This is a genomic window from Acetobacterium sp. KB-1 (assembly GCF_003260995.1).
Classification (GTDB): domain Bacteria; phylum Bacillota; class Clostridia; order Eubacteriales; family Eubacteriaceae; genus Acetobacterium; species Acetobacterium carbinolicum.
The window spans coordinates 2,813,688-2,834,813 of the sequence record NZ_CP030040.1; the positions used below are offsets into that span (position 1 = coordinate 2,813,688).

Annotated in this window: 21 protein-coding genes; 16 read left to right on the plus strand and 5 right to left on the minus strand. The window is 40.0% G+C overall.

From position 1 onward, the window contains the following. The first annotated feature begins 104 nt into the window (after positions 1-104). The 7 genes from DOZ58_RS13100 (at position 105) to DOZ58_RS13130 (ending at position 5,205) form a co-directional block, all read left to right on the plus strand. Positions 105-794: a response regulator transcription factor gene (locus DOZ58_RS13100; protein ID WP_111888692.1), complete on the plus strand. Its 690-nt coding sequence runs from the start codon at positions 105-107 to the stop codon at positions 792-794. After that, on the plus strand, positions 794-2,599 hold the full coding sequence (locus DOZ58_RS13105) for a sensor histidine kinase (RefSeq protein WP_111888693.1): 1,806 nt from the start codon (positions 794-796) through the stop codon (positions 2,597-2,599). Before DOZ58_RS13100 ends, DOZ58_RS13105 begins: the two co-directional genes overlap by 1 nt. A 219-nt stretch (positions 2,600-2,818) precedes the next feature. Further along, positions 2,819-3,796 carry a DUF3089 domain-containing protein gene (locus DOZ58_RS13110; protein ID WP_204355405.1) on the plus strand — a complete coding sequence of 326 codons (978 nt, stop codon included), beginning with the start codon at positions 2,819-2,821 and terminating at the stop codon, positions 3,794-3,796. A 174-nt stretch (positions 3,797-3,970) separates the two neighbouring features. Beyond that, complete coding sequence (locus tag DOZ58_RS13115; protein WP_111888695.1) at positions 3,971-4,291, plus strand: hypothetical protein; 321 nt, start codon at positions 3,971-3,973, stop codon at positions 4,289-4,291. Positions 4,292-4,295: 4 nt separating this feature from the next. Next, complete coding sequence (locus DOZ58_RS13120; RefSeq protein ID WP_014357582.1) at positions 4,296-4,490, plus strand: helix-turn-helix transcriptional regulator; 195 nt, start codon at positions 4,296-4,298, stop codon at positions 4,488-4,490. A 300-nt stretch (positions 4,491-4,790) separates the two neighbouring features. After that, a complete protein-coding gene (locus DOZ58_RS13125) occupies positions 4,791-5,006 on the plus strand; it encodes a helix-turn-helix transcriptional regulator (protein ID WP_111888696.1) in 216 nt (71 codons plus the stop codon). Continuing rightward, positions 4,990-5,205, plus strand: coding sequence for a hypothetical protein (locus DOZ58_RS13130; RefSeq protein WP_204355406.1), 216 nt, complete (start codon positions 4,990-4,992; stop codon positions 5,203-5,205). The genes DOZ58_RS13125 and DOZ58_RS13130 overlap by 17 nt, the downstream gene beginning before the upstream one ends. Positions 5,206-5,238: 33 nt before the next feature. On the opposite strand, the gene DOZ58_RS13135 is transcribed toward DOZ58_RS13130, so the two are convergent. After that, positions 5,239-6,392 (minus strand): IS3 family transposase gene (locus DOZ58_RS13135; RefSeq protein WP_256372196.1). Its coding sequence is split into 2 segments (ribosomal slippage): positions 5,239-6,110 and positions 6,110-6,392, totalling 1,155 coding nucleotides; the frame shifts between segments, so codons are not numbered across the junction. Between the two features lie 457 nt (positions 6,393-6,849). On the opposite strand from DOZ58_RS13135, the gene DOZ58_RS13145 reads away from it, so the two are divergent. The 7 genes from DOZ58_RS13145 to DOZ58_RS13175 all read left to right on the plus strand — a co-directional run bounded on the left by DOZ58_RS13145 (position 6,850) and on the right by DOZ58_RS13175 (position 15,181). Next, positions 6,850-7,494: a TetR/AcrR family transcriptional regulator gene (locus DOZ58_RS13145; RefSeq protein ID WP_111888697.1), complete on the plus strand. Its 645-nt coding sequence runs from the start codon at positions 6,850-6,852 to the stop codon at positions 7,492-7,494. After that, positions 7,491-8,858 carry a phenylacetate--CoA ligase family protein gene (locus DOZ58_RS13150; RefSeq protein WP_111888698.1) on the plus strand — a complete coding sequence of 456 codons (1,368 nt, stop codon included), beginning with the start codon at positions 7,491-7,493 and terminating at the stop codon, positions 8,856-8,858. The genes DOZ58_RS13145 and DOZ58_RS13150 overlap by 4 nt, the downstream gene beginning before the upstream one ends. A 357-nt stretch (positions 8,859-9,215) precedes the next feature. Beyond that, positions 9,216-9,884: a TetR/AcrR family transcriptional regulator gene (locus tag DOZ58_RS13155; protein ID WP_111888699.1), complete on the plus strand. Its 669-nt coding sequence runs from the start codon at positions 9,216-9,218 to the stop codon at positions 9,882-9,884. 225 nt (positions 9,885-10,109) lie between these two features. After that, positions 10,110-12,101 carry an FAD-dependent oxidoreductase gene (locus DOZ58_RS13160; RefSeq protein ID WP_111888700.1) on the plus strand — a complete coding sequence of 664 codons (1,992 nt, stop codon included), beginning with the start codon at positions 10,110-10,112 and terminating at the stop codon, positions 12,099-12,101. A 182-nt stretch (positions 12,102-12,283) separates the two neighbouring features. Continuing rightward, on the plus strand, positions 12,284-13,363 hold the full coding sequence (locus DOZ58_RS13165; protein WP_111888701.1) for a uroporphyrinogen decarboxylase family protein: 1,080 nt from the start codon (positions 12,284-12,286) through the stop codon (positions 13,361-13,363). 109 nt (positions 13,364-13,472) lie between these two features. Further along, a complete protein-coding gene (locus DOZ58_RS13170) occupies positions 13,473-14,108 on the plus strand; it encodes a TetR/AcrR family transcriptional regulator (RefSeq protein ID WP_111888702.1) in 636 nt (211 codons plus the stop codon). Further along, entirely contained in the window at positions 14,108-15,181 is a 1,074-nt protein-coding gene (locus DOZ58_RS13175; RefSeq protein ID WP_111888703.1) for a radical SAM/SPASM domain-containing protein, read from the plus strand. The genes DOZ58_RS13170 and DOZ58_RS13175 overlap by 1 nt, the downstream gene beginning before the upstream one ends. Positions 15,182-15,306: 125 nt before the next feature. On the opposite strand, the gene DOZ58_RS13180 is transcribed toward DOZ58_RS13175, so the two are convergent. The 4 genes from DOZ58_RS13180 to DOZ58_RS13195 all read right to left on the minus strand — a co-directional run bounded on the left by DOZ58_RS13180 (position 15,307) and on the right by DOZ58_RS13195 (position 20,295). Beyond that, entirely contained in the window at positions 15,307-15,990 is a 684-nt protein-coding gene (locus DOZ58_RS13180; protein ID WP_111888704.1) for a P-II family nitrogen regulator, read from the minus strand. After that, entirely contained in the window at positions 15,977-17,470 is a 1,494-nt protein-coding gene (locus tag DOZ58_RS13185) for a DUF1538 domain-containing protein (RefSeq protein ID WP_111889772.1), read from the minus strand. Before DOZ58_RS13185 ends, DOZ58_RS13180 begins: the two co-directional genes overlap by 14 nt. Before the next feature lie 339 nt (positions 17,471-17,809). After that, positions 17,810-19,585: an oleate hydratase gene (locus tag DOZ58_RS13190; protein ID WP_111888705.1), complete on the minus strand. Its 1,776-nt coding sequence runs from the start codon at positions 19,583-19,585 to the stop codon at positions 17,810-17,812. 131 nt (positions 19,586-19,716) lie between these two features. After that, the gene (locus tag DOZ58_RS13195; protein ID WP_111888706.1) at positions 19,717-20,295 is read right to left on the minus strand and encodes a TetR/AcrR family transcriptional regulator; all 579 of its coding nucleotides are present in this window, start codon (positions 20,293-20,295) and stop codon (positions 19,717-19,719) included. A 175-nt stretch (positions 20,296-20,470) separates the two neighbouring features. Here DOZ58_RS13195 and DOZ58_RS18565 point away from each other — a divergent pair, with 175 nt between their 5' ends. Together DOZ58_RS18565 and DOZ58_RS13200 are read left to right on the plus strand one after the other, a co-directional pair. Next, on the plus strand, positions 20,471-20,608 hold the full coding sequence (locus tag DOZ58_RS18565) for a hypothetical protein (RefSeq protein WP_162624518.1): 138 nt from the start codon (positions 20,471-20,473) through the stop codon (positions 20,606-20,608). Between the two features lie 46 nt (positions 20,609-20,654). After that, positions 20,655-20,996, plus strand: coding sequence for a zinc ribbon domain-containing protein YjdM (locus DOZ58_RS13200; RefSeq protein ID WP_111888707.1), 342 nt, complete (start codon positions 20,655-20,657; stop codon positions 20,994-20,996). Positions 20,997-21,126 lie beyond the last annotated feature (130 nt).

The following is a 21,126-nucleotide window of genomic DNA, read 5'->3' on the forward strand; positions in this document are numbered from 1 at the left end:
GAAGTTAGAAAAAGCTGGTTAGAAAAACTGACGGTTTAAAATTTAAAACGGGGTGGGATTCATTAAGACCGTGTCAAACGATACCTTAAACAAGGGGGAAGGGCATGCAAATAAAAGTATTAATCGTCGAAGATAATAGGGCTTTAAACAAAAGTGTAATAAACCTGTTAAAAAAAGAAGGGTATGCGGCTTTTGGTGCAACTGAAGTTGAAGAGGCAAAAGACATTTTTTTAAAAGAAGCCCCACAAATCATTCTGCTTGATATTATGTTAAAAGATAGTAGCGGATATGAGTTAATTCCTTTTTTCAAAATGAACCCGGATAACTTCATTTTAATGCTTACCGCTTTAGATGATAAACAAAGCAAAGCCAATGCTTATGAAAATGGTGCCGATGATTATATCACTAAACCATTTGATCTTTATGAATTGATATACAAATTAAGAGCGATAAAACGAAGAATCAAAGCGCAGCAAAAAGTTTGCCAGGCGGGCGATGTTATTTTTGATATGGAATCAAATCAACTGACATGCAATGGTCAAACGTTTTCGATTCAGCCCAGTCAAGCAAAGTTTTTTAAAGCGTTGTATCAAAAATATCAGGAAAATACTTATCTTGACAAAAAAGAAGCCATCGAATGGTTGAATCCTGGGGTTGATGAGAGTTTTCGTTTGCAAACGATGGTCGCACGTCTCAGGAAAAATTTAGCGGATATTGGTAGCGAGTGTGTTATTATTGAAACTGTTTACGGAAAAGGATATCGTCTTGTTTTAATCGGCCAGAGGTCAGAATAATGGAATCGGGCGATATCAAAAAAACGGGATTAGTAGTCGTTCTCAGTGTACTTATCAATTTGATTGTTTTTAGTGGACTTAATTTAATTAATTTGCAGTTTACCGATGCGGTTGAATCAAGTGAAGGTGTGATGATTGCTGAAAACATCGCAAGTGATGAGGTGAAAACGGTGTTGCTTCAAGATCGTTCGGATAATCGCTTTAAACTTGTTATTCAGTCAACCGAGCGTCTGGTTTTATCAATCATTTATGAAGATGCTTATACTGAATACGATCTTTATGTTAATGGGCAATTAAAAGGCCAAAATCACAATCAAACAGCGAGAAAAGAGATTGCTTATGATGTGTTTGAGATTGAAAAAAACGATTATCAAGAGAATGATGGCATCGGCATTGCTGAAATCGAACTGGTCAAAAGTGCCCCAATCGCCAAACCAAATAATGAGGTAGCTTTTATTATTGGATCAAAAGATGAAGTCAGAGACAGTTTAGGATTAAGGACAATGTATAATACGGTGATGTTCATTTTTTTTGGAATGATCTTAGTTGTTAGTGCCATTGCTTATTATAAAGATCGAGTCAGTTACATGCGGATCCTTTTACTGCTCAGTATTGTGGCGGTGATTAAAAGTATGATCATTGGTGAATTGCCATTGTTCAGGGATCTGTTAGGCATAACGTCAGGAAATTATTTTTATTATGATAGTGTTACCGGGATCGTGAGTTTCTTTTTATGCCAAGTGCTGTTTTGGGATTTGTTTCAGTTTAAAGTCAAAAAAGTTACGGCGATCTTATATCTCGGGATCTTTGTTACGTTTGAATTGGGATATATTGTTACGCAGTATTTGGCGTTATTGGTAATGATGCATTTTATTGGAAGTTTGCTGATCGTGATTATGGGTGCGCAAGCGTATATCAAAGGTAACCCTTACAGTCTGTTGCTTATCACGACATATAGTATTTTTTCGGGAACGGTTTTGTATCGAATATTAATCACTGTGGGCTATTATAGTCGTGGATATATTTCCGAGATGGTATTCAGTCCGCAAATTGGGAATTTAATTTATCTTTCAAGCTTTTTATTTGTTGTCCTGATGACCTATATCAATAAGCTTGAGGCGTATCGAAAACAAGAAATTACCGATGAAAAAATCGCGCTTATCAGAGGGATCAGCCATGATCTAAAATTACCGTTGTCAATCATTAAGTTAAATAATCAAATGATCGAAAAATATGAAATAACCGAAGCCGAAAAAAAAGAATATGCAAAAACAAGTCTGGAAGCAACATTGGAACTGGAAAAAATGACGGATAATATTAATTGTTATTTAAATACAGAAATATTAGTAGATACGGATTATCAGACCAGTGTTAAAAATCGATTAATCATGATGAAAAGGCAATATGAAAATTATGGTAAAATGCACAGCATAAATTTTGTTGTCGAGATTTCCGGAGAAGATTGTTTTTTGCCAATCAAACCTCTTCACTTTGATCGGATGCTTTATAATTTGGTGGATAATGCATTTAAGTATAATAAAGCTAGGGGGACGGTATGGGTTCGCTATAAAGCGGACAAAGAAATTACTTTAAGCGTCGAAGATAATGGGATCGGAATGGATTCTGAATTTATTAAGAGAATTTTCGAGCCATTTTTCAGAATCGATGTCAGTAAAAGAAAAGAGGGAACCGGACTTGGTCTTTGTGTTGTTAAAGTAATTGTTGATAGTTTAAACGGGAAATTACAGGTAGAAAGTGAGATTAATAGAGGTACAATAATAAAAATTATTTTACCGCGGGTGTAAAGCTCTGCAAAAACTAGAATGAAATCTTACCAAATGGTAAGATTTCATTTTTATTATAGTTAAACGATTATAATAAAGTAAAATGGTCTTTCAGGCAACTGCAATTCATAGTGAAAAGGTAAGCGTTTAAATTAAAAATAGGAAATTGCGAAAGAGATCTTAAAGTTCGCAAAATTTTCGCAATCAACTAAAATGTGAAAGGTAAAGTGAGGGATGAAATTGTTAAAAAAGAAAATGTATATCGTGTTATTAAGTATTCCGCTGGTGATGTTATCACTTGTTGGGTGTGGTGAAAAAGTTAGTCAAAATGAGATGAATCAAGTTGATTATGCCAAAGAAAGTAATTGGCTGGCGCTCCCAGAAGATGCGAATGCTCATGATGTTGATGTTTTTTATGTTTATCCGACGATTTATCAAGGTGACGGATTACAGGATATCAGCGATCCAGAGCAGGTGGAAGCATCACAAGTACCGCTCCGAACCCAGGCGAGTGTATTTGCGGATTCGGCAAATATTTATGCGCCGATGTATCGGCAGGTCGGTAAGGATGGTTTTAATAACACGGAAAACCTTGACAGTTTTTTACAAGTGGCTGAAGAAGATGTCAAAGATGCGTTTTTATATTACCTGGAGAATTACAACAATGGGAAGCCATTTATCATTGCCGGTCATAGCCAGGGATCGAGCACGTTGATCAGTCTGTTGACTAAAATATGGGGAACGACAGGTGCTGAAGATCGGATGATTGCTACCTATATTATTGGTTTTAGTGTGACTGAATCCGATATTGAAGCGAATCCGAAGATCAGGATGTGTGAAAATCCGACGGATATCGGTTGCTTTATTTCTTATAATTCCCTGAAAGACGGACTGCAAAGTGAGTCGGTACAAATATTGGAAGGCGCCATTGTAACAAATCCGTTATCTTGGGAAAGTAGCCGGGAAGATGGGATAGTTGTTCCGGCATCCGAAAATAAAGGATCGGTATTTTTTTCCGAGGAGGGGTATTCGCCTACTTTGTATAAAAATTTTACGTCAGCTCAGATTAAGGATCACGGTCTTGTTTGTGAACCGGCCGATCTATCTATCCTTTCATCTTATCCGATAGAAGGTATCTATCATCCGGATGATTATTCCCTTTTTTATGAGAATATTAAAGAAAATATTGCCGTTAGAATTAATGCTTATTTTAACTGAGAATGGTTAAGATCGCTTTACCTTTAGTAGATAATGAAGAAAGTGTTGAGGAACAATAATTTATGCTCATGCGGCAGAAAGAAATGATTGTAAATGTAAAAAACATTTGACATTTCCTAAAAAAAGTGTTAGGCTTAGAATGTAAAAAGAATTTGACATTTTAGGAGGTTGATTATGTTTAAGATTAGAAGAACTGGTGATATGGATGAAATGGAAAAAGATATTGCATTAAAAAGTATGCGATGGGGTTATGCATTTACGTTATTAGTGTTAGGAATATGGATGATAGCTGCAAATATTACCGGAGGAGCCTGGCAATTACCATTTTACATTATATGTGGTCAGAATATCGTTTGTTTTTTTGCAAGACAACTTTATCGTAAGCAGGTAGATGATGAAGGATGGAAAAAAGATATCAGTAGATTTGTTATTGCTTTTGTGATAATTCTTGCGGCTGGATTGTTTATCCCGTTATTTTTATTAGGTTTAAAATGATAATATGAAAAACAAAATTAAAGAGTTAAGAAAAGCCCGAAAAATGAGACAAGAGGACTTGGCTAAACAATTAAATGTCACCAGACAAACGATTAATGCAATCGAAAATAACAAGTATAATCCAACCCTGGAACTTGCCATGAAACTGGCCAGGCTGTTAGAATCTACAGTGGAAGAGCTTTTTAGCTTGGAAGAGTGAGATTGATTGATGGGTGATGACGTTTGAATGATGTTTGGCGATTTAGCCAGACATTAAATAAAAATTGGTCGTATTAATTATAAACACAGATACGAGCAGAACAATTAAATTAAGTGTGATTATAAAAGATATCTTTTGTATAGCAATTACGTGACCATCAGTCTTAGGCTTGGTGGTTTTTTTGATTTAAAAGCTCAGCTATAAAGGATCGTTATTTATGGAAAGCAAGCTTTACATTAGCAGAACAATCTGTTATGATGAACATATGGAAAGCAAGCTTTCCGTGTAAGGGAGATGATCATGAAGAATCGACTGGAAGAAATCCGGAAATTAAATGTTATTAAACAAGAAGAATTAGCTTTGGCCCTTGAAGTATCAAGGCAAACCATTGGTTCACTGGAAAATGGCAGATATAATCCATCCATTATTTTAGCTTTTAAAATTGCCCGGTATTTTGAAATGAGTATTGAAGATATTTTTATCTATGAGGAGGAGAAAAATGAAGCGTCAGTTTAGAAATGTGGGTTTTGTCATAATCGGTTTAATGTTACTTATTTCAGGTCTGGCCCTGGTTAAACTGTTGTCTGATCCCCATGGGTTGCTGTTGGCATTACCTTATGTTTGTATTGGTCTTGGGTGTGGTATTTTTGGACATGGTATGGGAGAGTTAATTAGTCAGAATATAATGTACACGCTTGTCAAGACACGAAATTAGAAATTTTTAGATAAATCTCCTTTCGCGTTTTGATTAGGCAGCCAATGCCATATTTTCATAGAATACAGCTGCCGGTGTTTTGTAATTGAATCGCTGGTGACCTCGCTCATTGTTATATTTAGCGATGTATTCCTTTGTCATGGCTCTCACTTCAGTGACGGTTTCCGGGTACAGCAAATACAGGCGTTCCCATTTATATGATCGAAAAAACCGTTCAATGGCAATATTGTCGGTAGCACGGCCTTTACCGTCCATGCTGATTTTTGTCGTTTTAAAGCTTTTAATCAGGTCAATATAGGCATTTGACGTAAACTGACTGCCCTGGTCACTGTTAATGATCTCAGGTGCACCATAGGTTTGAATGGCGGTTTTTATAACACGGGTGACCATGTCGGTTTGCAAGGTGTTGCTGATGGTGTATCCCACAATATAACGGGAATACCAGTCAATAATAGCGGTTAAATACACAAATCCATTTGGGGTTCCTATATAAGTAATGTCAATGGACCACACCTGATTCGGTTGGTTAATTTCAAGATTTCTCAGCAGGTAGGGATAAGTTTTGGCTGCTTTGGCTCGCTTACTCAGATTGGGGCCGGGATAGAAACAAACAATATCCATTTCCATCATATAACGCCTGACAAGACGCCTGCCTACTTGATGAAAGCCCAGTTTATGCAATTCATTCCTGATTCGTCTGACGCCATAGGCTGGCTCCTCAAAATGAATACGATCAATGGCGTTTTTGATATTGATTTCATCTTTGGATGGCGCAACATCTATGGGTTCATGATAAGCTGTTGATCGCGATAGCGTCAGAAGTTGGCACTGTTTTTTTATGGTTAAGAAAGGGTGCTTCCAATCAATTAACGTTCTTTTTTCTTCATTTGAGAGATTTGGATTTGTTTTTTTTTAAGCCAATCGACATCCAATGTTAATTCGCCTATTTTCTTTACGAGCAGCTCCTTTTCATCTTCATGCTCTTGTTTGAGTTTGTCAACATCTTCATTTTTCTTATTGAAGACGGCGGACATATTGGCGATAAATTCGGTTTTCCAGCGGCTTAATAATTGCTGAGATACATCATACTTCTTAGAGATCTCGGCTAACGTATTTTCTTCTCTGAGGATTTCCAGCACGATGGCTGCTTTTTCCTCTGGGGTCCAGGTTCGTCGTTTTCTACTCATGTGTATAGTTTATCTTATTTTCTGGATTTTGTGTCCAACTATTTGTGGACATTATAGAAAGCGATAAAAAATCATCCCGATATTGAAAAACAAATAGAAATTGATAAGAAGGATGAGCGAAATATTGCAATTGCCAGACGCGCCAAAGCCAAAGCCTATGATATCATGATCCCTGTGTTTGGGGCGTTTTTACTGACAGTTGCTCTAATGGGGGTTGATTTGATCATTGTGTTATTATTGGTTAGTGCATATTTGTTTGTTGTTTTTTATGGGTTGTATTATCGAGTCAAATATGATCGGGAAATGTAGTTTTTTTCTTTCGAAGGATGGATTGACTTTAATTAATTCTTAAAATGGGATAGCAGAGAAAGATCAAATAAGGGCGCCCTATTGACTTGTCAGTCAACAGGGCGTATACTTTACTTAAATATTGACTCACTAGTCAAAGGAGGTTTTTATGTCAATTGAATCTTTTGAAAAAGTATCAGATGAAAAAAAAGCGGCCATCATCCAAAGCGGAATTGCGGAATTTTCGAACAAATCCTATATGGATGCCAGTACCGATGAAATAACAAAAAACGGTGGCATCTCCAAAGGGATCTTGTTTCATTATTTTGATAACAAGAAAAATTTTTATCTTTATTGCCTGGAAGTTGCGTTGAAACGTCTTCTTAGAGATATCCACAAACCAAATCAATCAGATTTTTATGGGATTATCTTTTCTTATGCCGATGAAAAATTTAAATTGTGCCAAGAATATCCCAATGAAATGCGGTTGGTCAATATGGCGGCCCGGGAAATGAGCACTAAAATACTTGAAGAAAAAAATGCACTGATGATACGCTATATGATCAGTACGCGAAAGAAATCACAGGAGATTATGGCGAAAGCCATCGCTGCTATTACATTAAAAGATATTGATGGCGAAAAATTAAAAGACGCTATAACTTTATATCTGGGGGCGATTATTAACAAATATCTGGAGCGGTATAAAGAGACCCCAGAGTTATTTTTCGAGCGTTCAGCAGAGATTAAAGCCGAAATAAAAGAGTACCTTGATTTTATGTTAAATGGAGTAGTGAAGGAAGGCGAATCGTCATGAAAAAAATTAGTTTAATCAAGTCAATTTGGCTTTGTTCCCGATATCCGAAAAAAAGTGATTTAGACAAGGCCAGAATTAGAGCAGAACGGCTTAATCGTCTGGTTGATTATGCAGAACAAAACAGCCCTTATTATCAAGCGCACTATCAAAATATTGGAGAGAATTTTAAGCTAAGTGATTTACCACCAACGAATAAGGTCGATCTGATGGCGCATTTTGATGAGTGGATAACGACAAAGGATGTTACCTTAAATGAAGTAGAAATTTTCCTGAAAGATTTGGACAATATCGGACGAAAAATCAAGGGAAAATATCTGGTGTTTACCACCAGCGGCTCTACGGGAAACCCCTTGGTCGCTCTATATGATCAATCCACCAATAATGTTATGACCGGAATAAACATGATGCGAAGTTTTGCCAGAAAAGCAGATTTTATGGCCTTTATAAAAGGCGGCGGAAAAGCCATGGGAGTGTTTGCTACCGGTGGTTTTTACTTGGGAAATAGTTCGGTCCGGGCGCGCTTATTATCGATGCCCTGGAAAAAAAGACAGTTTGGCGTAACCAGTGCCTTATATCCGATTGCTCGGATCGTCGCTGAGTTGAATGCTTTTAAACCGACGATGTTGGGGGGCTATCCGACCATTCTGGAACTGCTGATTGATGAACGGAAAAAGGGGCGGCTACAGATTCAGCCAATTTTAATCATGACCGGTGGCGAATACCTGAGTCCGCAGCTGCGAAGTTCCTTGGAAGAGGCTTTTGGATGTACCGTTCAAACCTCTTATTCTTGTACTGAAGGCGGAACCATTGCGTGTGAATGTCCGGAAAAACATTTTCATATTAATGATGATTGGATCATTGTGGAGCCGGTTAACCATCAGAATGAACCGGTGGCGGATGGGGTACAGTCAGATAAAATCCTGATCACCAACCTATCTAATTATACCCAGCCTTTTATTCGATACGAGGTTACTGACCGGGTGATTATGCATCATGAACCCTGCTCTTGCAACAATCCGTCACCTTGGCTGACCCTTGAGGGACGTACCGACGACATCCTGACTTTTCACGAAGATGGCAAGATGATTAAAATTTCGCCACTGGCTATTTATGCAACGCTGAAAGAAATCCATGGGATCATTCGGTTTCAACTGATTGCTGAAGGAGAGAATAAGCTTGAATTGAGAATCACACCCGGGATCGGCGACGATCCACAGCGCTTATTTGAAGAAGCGCAGAAGAAACTATCGGCTTTTCTGGCCAGTCATGGAGTGACGACTGCCCATCTCTCTTTTTCTGATTTGACACCGGTGCAGCATCCGCAAAGTGGAAAGTTTAAGCATATTATTAATAAAACTGAGTGATTTTGGAGACTCAATCCTTGCAAAATTAGCGGACGCAGATATCCAGATCAAAATAAAGATCCTATAGAGAGTTTAAATCAATTAGCTTCATAGATCAAGAAAGGTCAGAATTGATTTGTTATTTTCACTTGACACTGAGATACATTACGGTGAAAATGATTGTATCTTATTGCATGATCGGGTAGTTGTTTAAAAAATAAACAAGCTTAGTTTTTGTCATAATGGGATCCTTTGTTTGACTAATACCATGATGTTGGGTGAGTTTTAAATTGAAACATGGCGCCATCATAATCCAAAGTCAAAATCTTGCACTTAATTAATGCATAACAACGTTAAGAAAGTTGGGAGTTTTTTAAAATGAAAAAAATGAAACCGGAAACAGAAATGAAAGAAAAAATATACAATGCTGCAAAAGTGCTTTTTTATGAAAACGGTTATATCAAGACGACTTATAAGCAGTTAGGGGAAGCGGTCAATGGGAATGGTGCGTTGGTGGCTTATTACTATGGATCAAAAGGAAAACTGGCTACCTTGGTTTACAACGAGTATATGAATCAAATAAAGAACATGGTCAGAGAACAATTTAATATAAATAATATCAGTTACGATGTTCTTCTTGCAACTGCCATTGAAATTCGGGTTCATGGGAGTCTGATGAGTACTAATCGGAATCTGAATCTTTTTTATTGGGAGATTATGAATGAAAACATTCAGATAAAAGAAGAGGCTGTTAATGAAGAGTATTTTCAGGAGTTAGTTAAAATCTGCAAATTGGATTTGCCGATTTACAAATTAAAGCTGCTTAATTATGGAGAGTTCGGATTTCGTCAGGCTACGTGTCTGGCTCATCAAATGGGAAAAGTCGATTGTTCCTATAAAGAGTTTACAGATGCTGCGATTGAAACATTACTGTTGTTGTTAAGACAGGTTGATCGGATTGATGAAATTTTAGCTGTTTCGGAAGAATTTGAAAAAAACATGCCAGAATTAGCGATTAAAAAAAACTTTGTAATTGACTTTAAATAACATGATTTATTCTGATCAAGGGTTACCGTTTGTAAAAGCTTAATATTACGGAAAAACTAATTTCAATTAGCGGCTATAATTTTTATACAATGCTTATTTATAGCCATTAAAAAGCTTAATAATTTCTTGATATTAATTGTGATTAATATTACTCTTGCGTTTTTTTTAATTTTCATGGTATACTTACTTTCGTAAAATAAATTAAATAACGAAAGGGTATAAACTATGAATAATTATCCCCATGTTTTTGAGTCCATTCGCATCCGTGGTGTTGATTTTAAAAATCGCATCGAGATGGCACCGCCATCACCAAACCGTGCTGACCGGGATGGCCGGGTTTCCCGGGAATTTATTGACTGGTTCAAACCCATCGCTGAGGGTGGAACGGCCATGATCCATGTTGGCAATTCGGTGATTGATCGGGCCGAATCCAGCGATGAAGAACGTCAGTTAGATTTAGGTACCGACGGATGTATTCTTCCGCTTTCTCAATTTGCCGAAATGTGTGAAAGTTTTGGGTGTCAGGCTTCGCTTGAAATCAATCATTGTGGCATGGATTCTGATCCTTTCAGAATTGGACATCCGGCTATTTCAGCTTCTTCCATCATCACTCCGGCAGAAATGGGACGTGCTAAGGCCGGTGGGCGGGAGCCTATTCCTACCATTGAAATGAGCCATGAAAAAATCAAAGAAACCGTTGATAAATATGCGATGGCCGCTTACCGTTGTCAGAAAGCCGGTATGAAAGTCTGTATGATTCACGGTGGACACGGGAATCTGATCTCTCAGTTTGCCAGCAAACTCTTTAATAAACGCACCGATGAATATGGTGGTTCCCTGGAAAACCGGGCCCGGTTCTGTGTCGAAGTGCTGGATGCTGTGCGACAGAAAGTGGGGGAAAATTTTGTCATTGAATTTCGGATTTCAGCAGATGAAATTCATCCTGACGGTATGCATTTTGAAGAGACCCTTGAGTTTATTGAATTGATTAAAGATAAAATTGATATTCTTCATGTTTCCGCGGGAATTCACGGCGATTTTGCGTACATGCGTTATTGGTGGCAAAACTCCATGATGGACCGGATGTATAATGTTCATTTTGCTGCGGATATCAAAAAACGCTTCCCAGATTTACTGATTGCTACCGTTGGTTCGATTATGAATATCAAAGATGCGGAAGCGATTATTGCCTCTGGAAAAGCAGACTTTGTCGCGATGTGTCGTCCGCTAATTGCTGATCCGGCGATGCCACGAAAATATGCCCTTGGTCAGGAAGAAGACCATCGACCATGTATACGTTGTCAGTATTGCGGTAAGAGATTGATTATGCCCCGAGTAATCGGCTGTGCGGTTAACCCACTCTGTGCTAATATTGATGAATTTCCCTATGGTAAAATTCCTAAAGCTGAGATAAAAAGGAAGGTTGGCGTAGTTGGTGGCGGTCCAGCCGGCATTCAGGCTTTATTGACTCTTTGTGAACGGGGGCACGAGGTTGTTCTTTACGAAAAAGAAGATCAACTGGGCGGGAATGTTATTACTGCGGCTTCGCCCAAATTTAAGATTGACATGCAGGATTATCGGGATTATCTGGTTCGTCAAGCTGAAAAATCATTGGGAACGATTCATTTGAATACTGAAGTAACGGCAGAAATGCTGGATGCTGAGCAATTTGATGCCCTGATTTTGGCAGTAGGAGCCGATCCTCTGATTCCAAATCTTCCCGGGGTCGATTTACCGCATGTTCATTGGGCACCTGATGGTGAAATGGGATGTGTTACTGTGGGAGAACAGATCGTGATCATTGGTGGTGGTGCGATTGGAATTGAATCGGCCATTGAACTGACTGAAAAAGGAAAGCAGGTAACGGTACTTGAAATGGCGCCAGATCTGTCTAACCTCTTTATGACCGCCAGTGGTACGATGCAGGATCTATTGGAAAAGATAGAAACGCTAAAGATTCCAGTAATCACCAGCGCAAAACTCAAGTCCATTGATGAGCAGACTGTTTACTACGACGATTTAACCACCGGAGCTGAGCATACCCTGCCTGCGGACACGGTGTTACTGGCGGTTGGAATGGTTCCAAGACATCAGTTGGTTGATGAACTGCGTCAGAGTGCGCCGCCAACTGAAGTTTTTGTGGTTGGAGATGCGATTGAAGTTGGTAATATTGCCGAAGCTGTAAATAGTGCGTTTAAAATAGCGGTTCATCTATAAATTGGCGCTGTCTGTTCGAGAGCGTAAAAAACCTGAATCGCTTAGATACAGATGCGGTGTAAAAAACAAGTTTTTATAGGCATAGTCCAGATCGTAGTGATAGGCAAAATTAAGTTTGAGGTTTTCGGTTTTTGGGAGATGCTCAATGAGAGGCACTGTGTTATCTTGTAGGAGGAACAATAATGAGTAAATTTATGGAAGTGGCAGCAAATCGGGATTATTCAAAGTCATGGCAGGCACCAGGGAGTTTCCCCTGGATTTTTCAACAGCCTAAACCACCCATTGAGAAACGGGTGATCGGTGTCAGGGAGAATTATATTCGCTGTGCCAAAGGTGAGCAGCCCTATTGGATGCCAGCTTATTTTTATGAATCCAATATTGTCTGGCCGGACGCGATGGAAGAGCACCCGGTGCCTGAGGTCGATGGCTATGATTGGTGGGGTGTCAATTGGATAATGGTTGATTCAGCTGGTGGAATGATTACCAAGCCAGATACCCGAGCCATTTCAGATTTTTCGCGTTGGAAGGAAGAACTGAACTGGCCGGATTTATCCCTGGTGGATTTTAGAACCGATGGGCAGAAGATCCAGAAAATGTTGGACCCGGAACGGCCCCATGTCTATGAATGTGTGGAAGGCATTTTTGAGCGGCTCCACGAAATGCTTCCCTTTGAAGAAAGCCTGATGGCATTTTATGAAGAACCGGAGTTACTGGAAGAATTTTTTCAGAAAATGGCGGATTACAAGATTGAATCGACACAAAAGATCATTGATTATTATGGTAGAATCGATGGGGTTCTTTATCATGATGACTGGGGTACCCAGCGATCCGGTTTTTTTTCCAATGAGATGTTTCGGGAACAGATCATGCCAGCCACCAAACGATTTATGGACTATCTAAAGAAAAAGGTTGCCTTTATTGAACTCCATTCCTGCGGCAAGAATATTCAATATGTGCCGATGATGCTGGAAATGGGAATAGATATGTGGACTCCCCAGCTATTTATTAATGAACCGGATTATCTTCATTCCACCTATGGAAAAGTAATGACTTTTACCTTTCCGCTGATGATTGAGCCTCAATGGAAAGAAGATGAAATACGCAGAGCGGTTCGGGAATTTGTCGATCATTTTGGTGAAAATGGTCGGGTTATGTGCTGGATCATGACCGAAAATTTTAATCAGGATCAGGAAGACATTGCCAGAGATGAGCTGTATCGTTATTCGCTAACCTATTACAATCAGCGCTTTGGTCGAAATTAATAGCGAAAAAATAACTTTAAAACCTGACTTGACAGGCTAGCGTTCATTAGCTATAATAAAGCTAATGAACGCTAGCTTTAATTTTTGACAGGAAGTTTAAGGAGAAGTGATGACAAAACGCAATACCAGAGAAATAATATTAGAGGAAGCACTGAATCTGTTTTCGGTAAAAGGCTATCAAAGTGTGACGGTTAAAGAAATCGCCCAGGCAGTGGGAATTAAAGACAGCTCACTGTATAAGCATTTTGCCAGTAAGCAGGCCATTTATGACACCTTGCTTACGTGGATGAATGAAAAATTTGAAGAAACCGTAACCTTTTACCGGTTGCCTCAGGGTGAGTTAGAAAGTGTCGCCAGGGAATATGGCCGCAATGATCTGGTCTGGCTTAAAAAAGCCTGTGAGGCTGTTTTTCTTTTTTTTCTTAAAGATCCACAGGCATCAAAGTTTCGTAAAATGTTAACCATCGAGCAGTATAAAAACAGTGATGCAGCTAAGACATTATGCAGTTGGTTTTTTAATGACGCCATCCAGTTTCAAACTGATTTATTTACTGAGATGATCAGGCAGGGAACCTTTAAAGAAGGTCCGCCCCAGATTATGGCGTTGCAGTTTTATTCACCATTTTACACGCTTTTATGCCAATACGATAGTATGCCGGAAAAAGAAGACGAAGCAATGGCTCTGCTGATAGCACACATCGAACAATTTGCATCAATTTATCAAATAAGAAATGAGGAAAGCTGATGAATTTAAATAGTATGATGGACCAGGGAATCACCCAAATCATGAAAACCGCCGGTCGATTCTATCTGGGGAATAACAAAGGCCGCGCATTTTTGATGAGCGTTCTACCGGAGATGGCAAAAAGCACGGCCAGAAGAAAAAAACAGGAAAAAGAAGGCTTGCATGTGCCGCCATTTCTGATCGCCAGTATCGCTTCCCAATGTAATCTGCACTGTGCCGGATGTTATGCCAGGGCTGGCGGAGGCTGTGGTACAACGACTGGCAAAGCGGAGATGAAGGCCGGTCAATGGGGAAATATTTTTGACCAGGCGGGGCGCCTTGGGGTCGCTTTTATTCTGCTGGCTGGTGGAGAACCTTTTTTACGCCGGGATATTCTTACGCTGGCCGGGGAGTATCCAAACATCATCTTTCCGATCTTTACCAATGGTACCATGTTGGATCAGGAGACCATTGCATTTCTTGATCAACATCGCAATCTGATCCCCATTTTCAGTATCGAAGGCAATGCCGAAGAAACCGATTCCCGCCGCGGGGTGGGTACCTATGAGCAGATTGAAGCGGCCATGGCAGCCTTGAAAAAGCGCAAAATCCTGTTTGGGGCATCGATTACGGTGACTAAAGAAAACATGGGGCTGGTAACCAGAAAGAATTTTCTTGAAGCTTTGGAGGACAAAGGCTGCGGCGTCAGCCTGTATATTGAATATGTCCCGGCAGAAGAGGGAACCGAATATCTGGAATTGGGAGAAGCAGAGATTAAGCAATTACAGGAAATTTGTATACAATTGAAAAAAAACTTTAGTAAGATGGTGATTCTATCATTCCCCGGCGACGAGGAGGAAATGGGCGGATGTCTGGCTTCGGGACGGGGATTTTTTCATATTAATCCCTATGGTGATGCCGAGCCCTGCCCCTTTTCACCCTATGCCATTCAAAACCTGACCAGTGATTCGGTGGAAGCTGTGCTTCGCTCCCAGTATTTTTTCGATCTCCGGGAGATTGCTAAAAGTGCCGGAAACCATGGCGGATGTACCTTGTTTGAGGTGAAAGATCAGGTTGAAGAATTGTTGGCATAAATCGTAAAGCGTTTATTAAAGTCTTCAAATAAGAACAGGTTAATGTGTTTAAAATAAACACATTAACCTGTTCTGGTCTCCGGCCGGAAGCGTCAATTAAAAAAAGCTACCGAATCAGGGTCAGATTAATGATTGTTCTGGTACAGCCCATAGGTTCGGTTTACACCAATGGTAAAAATAATCCCATTCCCGGGTTTGCTCATTTCAGTAGCGTCCTGAATAGCGTTGACGACTGTTTCTGTTTTCGCAGTTTCCAGGATTAGCATTACTACTTCTTTTTCCGGTTCAATATCCATGGCAAAGAGTTTTGAATACTCATGAATTCCCGAGCCTCGGGCATTCATGATGGTTCCACCCTTAGCACCGGCTGCTTCTGCTGCACCGACAACCGTTTCAGCATTGCCGCGATCGACAATCACAAATATCGCTTCATACATTGTTTTATTGACTCCTTTTTCTTCATGCGTTTTATCATAGAAACAATTTCGAACGCCTAAAAAATTATTAAGCGCCGCCGTAAAGGCAATGCCATGATTGGCTTTGGCGAATTTAAATTTCTGGCTAATCGCCTCAGCGGCTGATTCGATTTTTTCAGTTTGGGCGATCATTAGAACCACTTCCACCCGTTCATCACAGATATCAAAAAAATCGTTGAGCAAACAGTGCTGGGTGCCTTTTCCCAGAAAAATGGTTCCCCCAGAAATTCCATATTTTTTTCCCAAATGCAAAACCTTGGAACCAACGCCGAAATTGACAATGACAGCCAGCATTTCATAGCTTTTTTTTAGTGTGTTTTCAAGTGTGTTCATCTTCGAAAATGCCTCCTTTTACCGTTTTTATTTTGAAGATCAGGCCTAGAATCTCCAAAGCAATGATTGGCATCAGGGCCACCATGGCAATTAGTCCAAAACCGTCTATCAGTACATTCGCTCCTTCGATGGATGCGGCGGCACCTTGGGCAAAAGCAAGAATAAAGGTAGCCGTCATGGGGCCGGATGATACCCCGCCAGAGTCAAAAGACATCCCCACAAAAAGCTTCGGTACCAGATAGCTTAGAACAATGGCAAGAAGATAACCCGGCAACAGATAGTGCCAGAGTTTGATTTCCGGAATGACGATGCGCAACATCGACAAGCCTACAGCGAGAGATACCCCCAGGGATAAGGCAACCAGTACGACCCGTCGTTTTAGGTAGCCGCTGGTGACATCTTCAATTTGCTTGGTAAGGACATAAACCGCCGGTTCAGCCAGAATCACCACCAGTCCAAGCAGACCGCCAATGCCAACCAGGATGGCTTTATTATCAAAGTTAGCAATGGTATAACCGACCAGGGTTCCCACTTCCATAAACCCGGCGTTAACGCCAGTTAAAAAAAGAACCAGACCAATTAGGGTATAAATCAGGCCTTTGATGATTCGTTTAAGGGGCTTCTTTTTTAGTTTAAAGGCGAGCATCTGAAAAACAACAAAGACAATGACAATCGGCAAAAGGGCCAGGGCGACTTCGTAAAGCATGGTCGGCAGCTTTTGGATAAATGGCAGGAAAACAGCGGTTGAATCGGACAATTCACTGTCAAGGCTGCCGCCTATTTCTTTGGTCCCCTTTAACACACTCATCAGCATCACCGCAAGAATGGCACCGGTGGAGGCAATGCCAACCAGACCAAAGCTGTCATCCTCGGAGGCGCGTCCCCTTTTTAATGAAGAGATCCCCATCGATAGAGCCAGAATAAAGGGAACGGTCATCGCCCCAGTGGTGGCTCCAGAGGCGTCAAATGAAATGGCCAGAAATGCTTCGTTGGTAAAAAGAGAAACGATTAGAATCAGCCCATATAGGATGGTCAACAGAATACTTAAAGATTTGTTATAAATAATTCTTAAAAAACCAACGGTTAACAGTAAGGCGATTCCAACGGACACATAGATAATGATTTCAGTTTTAGTAATAACATTGGCAGAAACAAGGGCTACCTGACCAGCTAGAATATGGAGGTCGGGTTCGGCAACGGAGATAAAAAAACCAAGCAGTAAGCCTGAAACAATGACAATCCAGACCTTATTGCTTTTGGTAATATGCGTTCCCATCAAATTTCCAATTGGTGCAATACCCAGATCCACGCCGAAGAGAAAAATCGTCAGACCAACGACAATAAAGAGTGCACCCAGCAGAAAGCGCAACATAATCGGGACTTCAATGGAAACGAGAGTAAAACTTAGAATAACGACAATTAGCGTAATCGGCAAGACTGAAACCAGAACCTCTCTGAATTTCTCGAAAAGAATGCTAATAATAACCAACTCCTTTCTAAACTTTTATTGTGGTGGAGGAAATTACGAGAATCAACAAGCAGAACGATCTTACCGGGCAACTAGTGGATTTTAAAAATTTATGAGGTAACGAATAATTATGGCATCATTATACCAAAGAAGACAAATAAGGACAACCGTAGTCCTAAATTTGGCTAATGGCGTATTTTAGTTTAATTAAGACAATGATAAAAAAACAGAGACAACCTTGATTGAAGAGGTGTCTCTGTTTTAGGGAGGAATATTTTGCCGGTTTTTCTAAAATCGCTAGAAATAGTGTAATAGAGGTCGGCTTATTGATGCGAGATAGATTATTCTAACTTAAAATAGTTGATACGTCTTTAGCAACTTTTCAAGGTCAGTTCCCTGAATTCGTCTGAATACTTCAAACAAAGCCAGTTTCTCCTGATCACCCAGATCGAGATCAGTTATTTTCTTGCCATCACGAAGCTTGACGGTTGAGGTCAGGAGATCGCGGATATCGTAAGTACTTCCCCATACTTCCGGTACGCCGCGATCAATATCAAGAAGTGTGTAGACGGCTTCCATGGCGGTGCGGATTGAGTATTCCGTCGTGAAAATGGTGTCGCGTCTTGTTTCTGCAAACTGACCCAAGAAGGCAAAGTTCACTGCATTTTCAGGAACGACTAAAGGCCGGTCTCCAGCTTCACGAGGCATGAAAAAGGCGGTGATATAAGGCATCATGCAAGGGATGGTGTTAGCACTATTTTGAGCAAGTGAAGGAATTTCGCTTTCCGGCACACCAAGATGATACAGCCATTCCATACATATCTCGATGCCGGTACATTCGCGCATGGTCTTTTTTACATAGTTGCCGGGTTTATCACTGAACAGGCCATAAATCCAACCGACGAGTTGACCTTCCGGCTGGGAGCGAAACTGCGGTTGACGATTGAAGGTCCAGCTCAACAACCAGTTAGAATCCCTGGCGGTTACAATACCTCCGGTAACCGTTTTCCCGGAGAAAGGATCGCGCTGACAGATTTTTTGAATATAAGGTGGAATTTTATCGTCAAGAGTGGTGACGGTGGCACTCATCCAGTTGGTTTGTTCGGGATCATAGCAAAATTTATCGGGATTTCCGAAGGATGGATCTTGAACAGCGATTTTGCGCCACATATCCCATCCACCACCCTCGTTGATTTCTTTATTGTAAGGGGCGGGTTCATTTTGGCTGCCCAGCGTCGAATTTTCCACACAGCCGCCATTGGTAATGAAAATGAGATCATTCTCGGTCAGATCAATGCATGAGTTTTTTCCATCCTGAAAAACAACAATTTGTGTGGCCTTTTTTTGGTTCATGTTAATATCAAATTCGACATTGACAACTTTGGTATTGTAATGAAATTGGACACCAAAAGACTCTAAGTAGTTGATCATTGGCAGAATCATCGATTCGTACTGATTGTATTTGGTAAAGCGCAGAGCGGTGAAGTCGGGAAGACCGCCGATATGGTGAACAAATCGTTTAATATAAAGTTTCATCTCTAATGCCGAATGCCAGTTTTCAAAGGCAAACATGGTTCGCCAGTATAGCCAAAAGTTGGAGTCAAGGACTTCATTACTGAAACATTCGTCGATACGCTTATTGTAGAGCTGTTCATCTGGGGTGAAGAAAAGATGCATAATTTCCATCGCACCTTGATCCGAAAGACCGAATTTTTTATCGGTGTGGGCATCTTCGCCACAATTGACAGTCGCTCGCATCAGTGAAAAATTTGGATCGGCTTTGTTGAGCCAATAATACTCATCAAGAACACTGATACCTGCGGTTTCGATTGAGGGAATTGATCGAAACAGATCCCACATACATTCAAAGTGGTTATCCATTTCACGTCCCCCCCGCATCACATAACCAAGACCTTCATAGAGAAATCCATCACAGGCTCCGCCTGGAATCGGATCTTTTTCGAGAATGTGGATATGTTTACCTTGCATTTGACCGTCACGAATCAGGAAACAGGCCGATGCCAGAGCACCAAGTCCAGAACCGACAATGTAGGCTGATTTTTGGTCAACGCCGTCCGGTTTTAATGGGTGTGCAAAAGCTTCATAATTTCCGCTGGAATAATACATAGTAATAACCTCCGTTTATTGTTCAAATTTGTTTATGGGTTCATTGTAGTAAAGATCGTCATAATTTGATATAAACAAAAAGAGTGATTTGATAAAACTCTGATCAAAGCACTCTTTTTGTAATAGGTTGTTCATAGTATAGACCTGGGCGGTCGATCGGTGCGGAATTGGTTAAGGGCGGTGGCAACTTGTCCTTGTAGTAGTGTAGCAAGGCGATCGATTAGGATTTTAGGATCTTCCTGCATGGCACCACGGATCCATTCAAGCATTAAGCCGACAAAGGCGTACTTATAAAAATCGGCGATGAATTTTTTATCCGCTTCACGGATGGTTATACCGATCGCTTGTTCTTCAACAACATCAATCATCAGTTTGTAGGTTAATTTATAAAGATATATTTCAACTTGCTCACGACTGACGGAATGATAGACATTCATAATAAAGGGCTTGTTGTCGAGCACGACTTCAAAGATTTGTAAAAATCCCTGTTGCCAGGTATCGTAGGTTTTTTTACCATTGAGAGCCTTTGAAGCATCTTCGACACAGGACCATTCCACGAGGTCATAGATATCTTTAAAATGATAGTAAAAGGTCATTCGGCTAATTCCACAGTCCGAGGCAATATCATTAATTGTAATTTTATCCAAGGGCTTTTTTAAAAGCAGATTTTTTAACGAAATTTCCAGCGCTTTTTTGGTGGTTTGTGACATTTTTACCTCCCCCAAATGTATTGATTGATCTTTTATTGAAGTATATCATATTTTTTGCGGGCGAATGCTTAACAAATCTTTAACATCATCAGGATATGATATCATGTAGTTGAATTTAGCAAAGCTATCAATGAACATTCAGTGAAGAAATTACACGCTCAATAGGATTGCTTCGATGACCATTGCAGCACTAACATTTTTAAAAGACTGCCAGTATTTAAAAGAGTGGATTACATTAAAATATGACAAGCATAAATCAATCAAAGCGGCCATCGGGATGACTTGTCAAGTGGATCAGATTATGATAGTATGAATAACTCGTACCACGAGAAAAACCAATTATGAATGGAGAACAATACATGGAACAATTGCCGAATTGCCCTAAATGTAATTCAGAATATACCTATGAAGATCGAGAACTGTTGATCTGTCCAGAGTGTGCTCATGAGTGGACAATAGATGCAACAGACGAAAACAGTGACGATGAAAAGAGTATCAAAGATTCAAACGGAAACGTCTTAAGTAGTGGTGATACGATTATCTTAATCAAAGACCTTAAAGTAAAAGGCAGTTCCCAGGATCTCAAAAAAGGCACCAAGGTAAAAAATATCCGTCTGGTTGACAGCGATCATAACATCGATTGTAAAATTGACGGTTTTGGAGCCATGTCGCTAAAATCAGAGTTTGTTAAAAAGGCATAATCATTAGCACTAAAATGGTACAGACTCGCCTAGGAAAAAACTAAAAAAGCAAAGTGAAACAAACAAAAGCCCACTGATTTTTACTGGCAGAAAATCAGTGGGCTATTTTTTTGAATTGACGAAATCAAAT

Bases quoted from the DNA above. Each gene is read 5' to 3' on its own strand.
- DOZ58_RS18565 (WP_162624518.1), top strand. From the start codon at position 20,471: ATGACCATTGCAGCACTAACATTTTTAAAAGACTGCCAGTATTTAAAA.
- DOZ58_RS13160 (WP_111888700.1), top strand. From the start codon at position 10,110: ATGAATAATTATCCCCATGTTTTTGAGTCCATTCGCATCCGTGGTGTT.
- DOZ58_RS13195 (WP_111888706.1), bottom strand. From the start codon at position 20,295: ATGTCACAAACCACCAAAAAAGCGCTGGAAATTTCGTTAAAAAATCTG.
- DOZ58_RS13170 (WP_111888702.1), top strand. From the start codon at position 13,473: ATGACAAAACGCAATACCAGAGAAATAATATTAGAGGAAGCACTGAAT.
- DOZ58_RS13145 (WP_111888697.1), top strand. From the start codon at position 6,850: ATGTCAATTGAATCTTTTGAAAAAGTATCAGATGAAAAAAAAGCGGCC.
- DOZ58_RS13180 (WP_111888704.1), bottom strand. From the start codon at position 15,990: ATGAACACACTTGAAAACACACTAAAAAAAAGCTATGAAATGCTGGCT.
- DOZ58_RS13190 (WP_111888705.1), bottom strand. From the start codon at position 19,585: ATGTATTATTCCAGCGGAAATTATGAAGCTTTTGCACACCCATTAAAA.
- DOZ58_RS13120 (WP_014357582.1), top strand. From the start codon at position 4,296: ATGAAAAACAAAATTAAAGAGTTAAGAAAAGCCCGAAAAATGAGACAA.
- DOZ58_RS13130 (WP_204355406.1), top strand. From the start codon at position 4,990: ATGAAGCGTCAGTTTAGAAATGTGGGTTTTGTCATAATCGGTTTAATG.
- DOZ58_RS13175 (WP_111888703.1), top strand. From the start codon at position 14,108: ATGAATTTAAATAGTATGATGGACCAGGGAATCACCCAAATCATGAAA.
- DOZ58_RS13165 (WP_111888701.1), top strand. From the start codon at position 12,284: ATGAGTAAATTTATGGAAGTGGCAGCAAATCGGGATTATTCAAAGTCA.
- DOZ58_RS13150 (WP_111888698.1), top strand. From the start codon at position 7,491: ATGAAAAAAATTAGTTTAATCAAGTCAATTTGGCTTTGTTCCCGATAT.
- DOZ58_RS13105 (WP_111888693.1), top strand. From the start codon at position 794: ATGGAATCGGGCGATATCAAAAAAACGGGATTAGTAGTCGTTCTCAGT.
- DOZ58_RS13155 (WP_111888699.1), top strand. From the start codon at position 9,216: ATGAAAAAAATGAAACCGGAAACAGAAATGAAAGAAAAAATATACAAT.
- DOZ58_RS13125 (WP_111888696.1), top strand. From the start codon at position 4,791: ATGAAGAATCGACTGGAAGAAATCCGGAAATTAAATGTTATTAAACAA.
- DOZ58_RS13100 (WP_111888692.1), top strand. From the start codon at position 105: ATGCAAATAAAAGTATTAATCGTCGAAGATAATAGGGCTTTAAACAAA.
- DOZ58_RS13115 (WP_111888695.1), top strand. From the start codon at position 3,971: ATGTTTAAGATTAGAAGAACTGGTGATATGGATGAAATGGAAAAAGAT.
- DOZ58_RS13200 (WP_111888707.1), top strand. From the start codon at position 20,655: ATGGAACAATTGCCGAATTGCCCTAAATGTAATTCAGAATATACCTAT.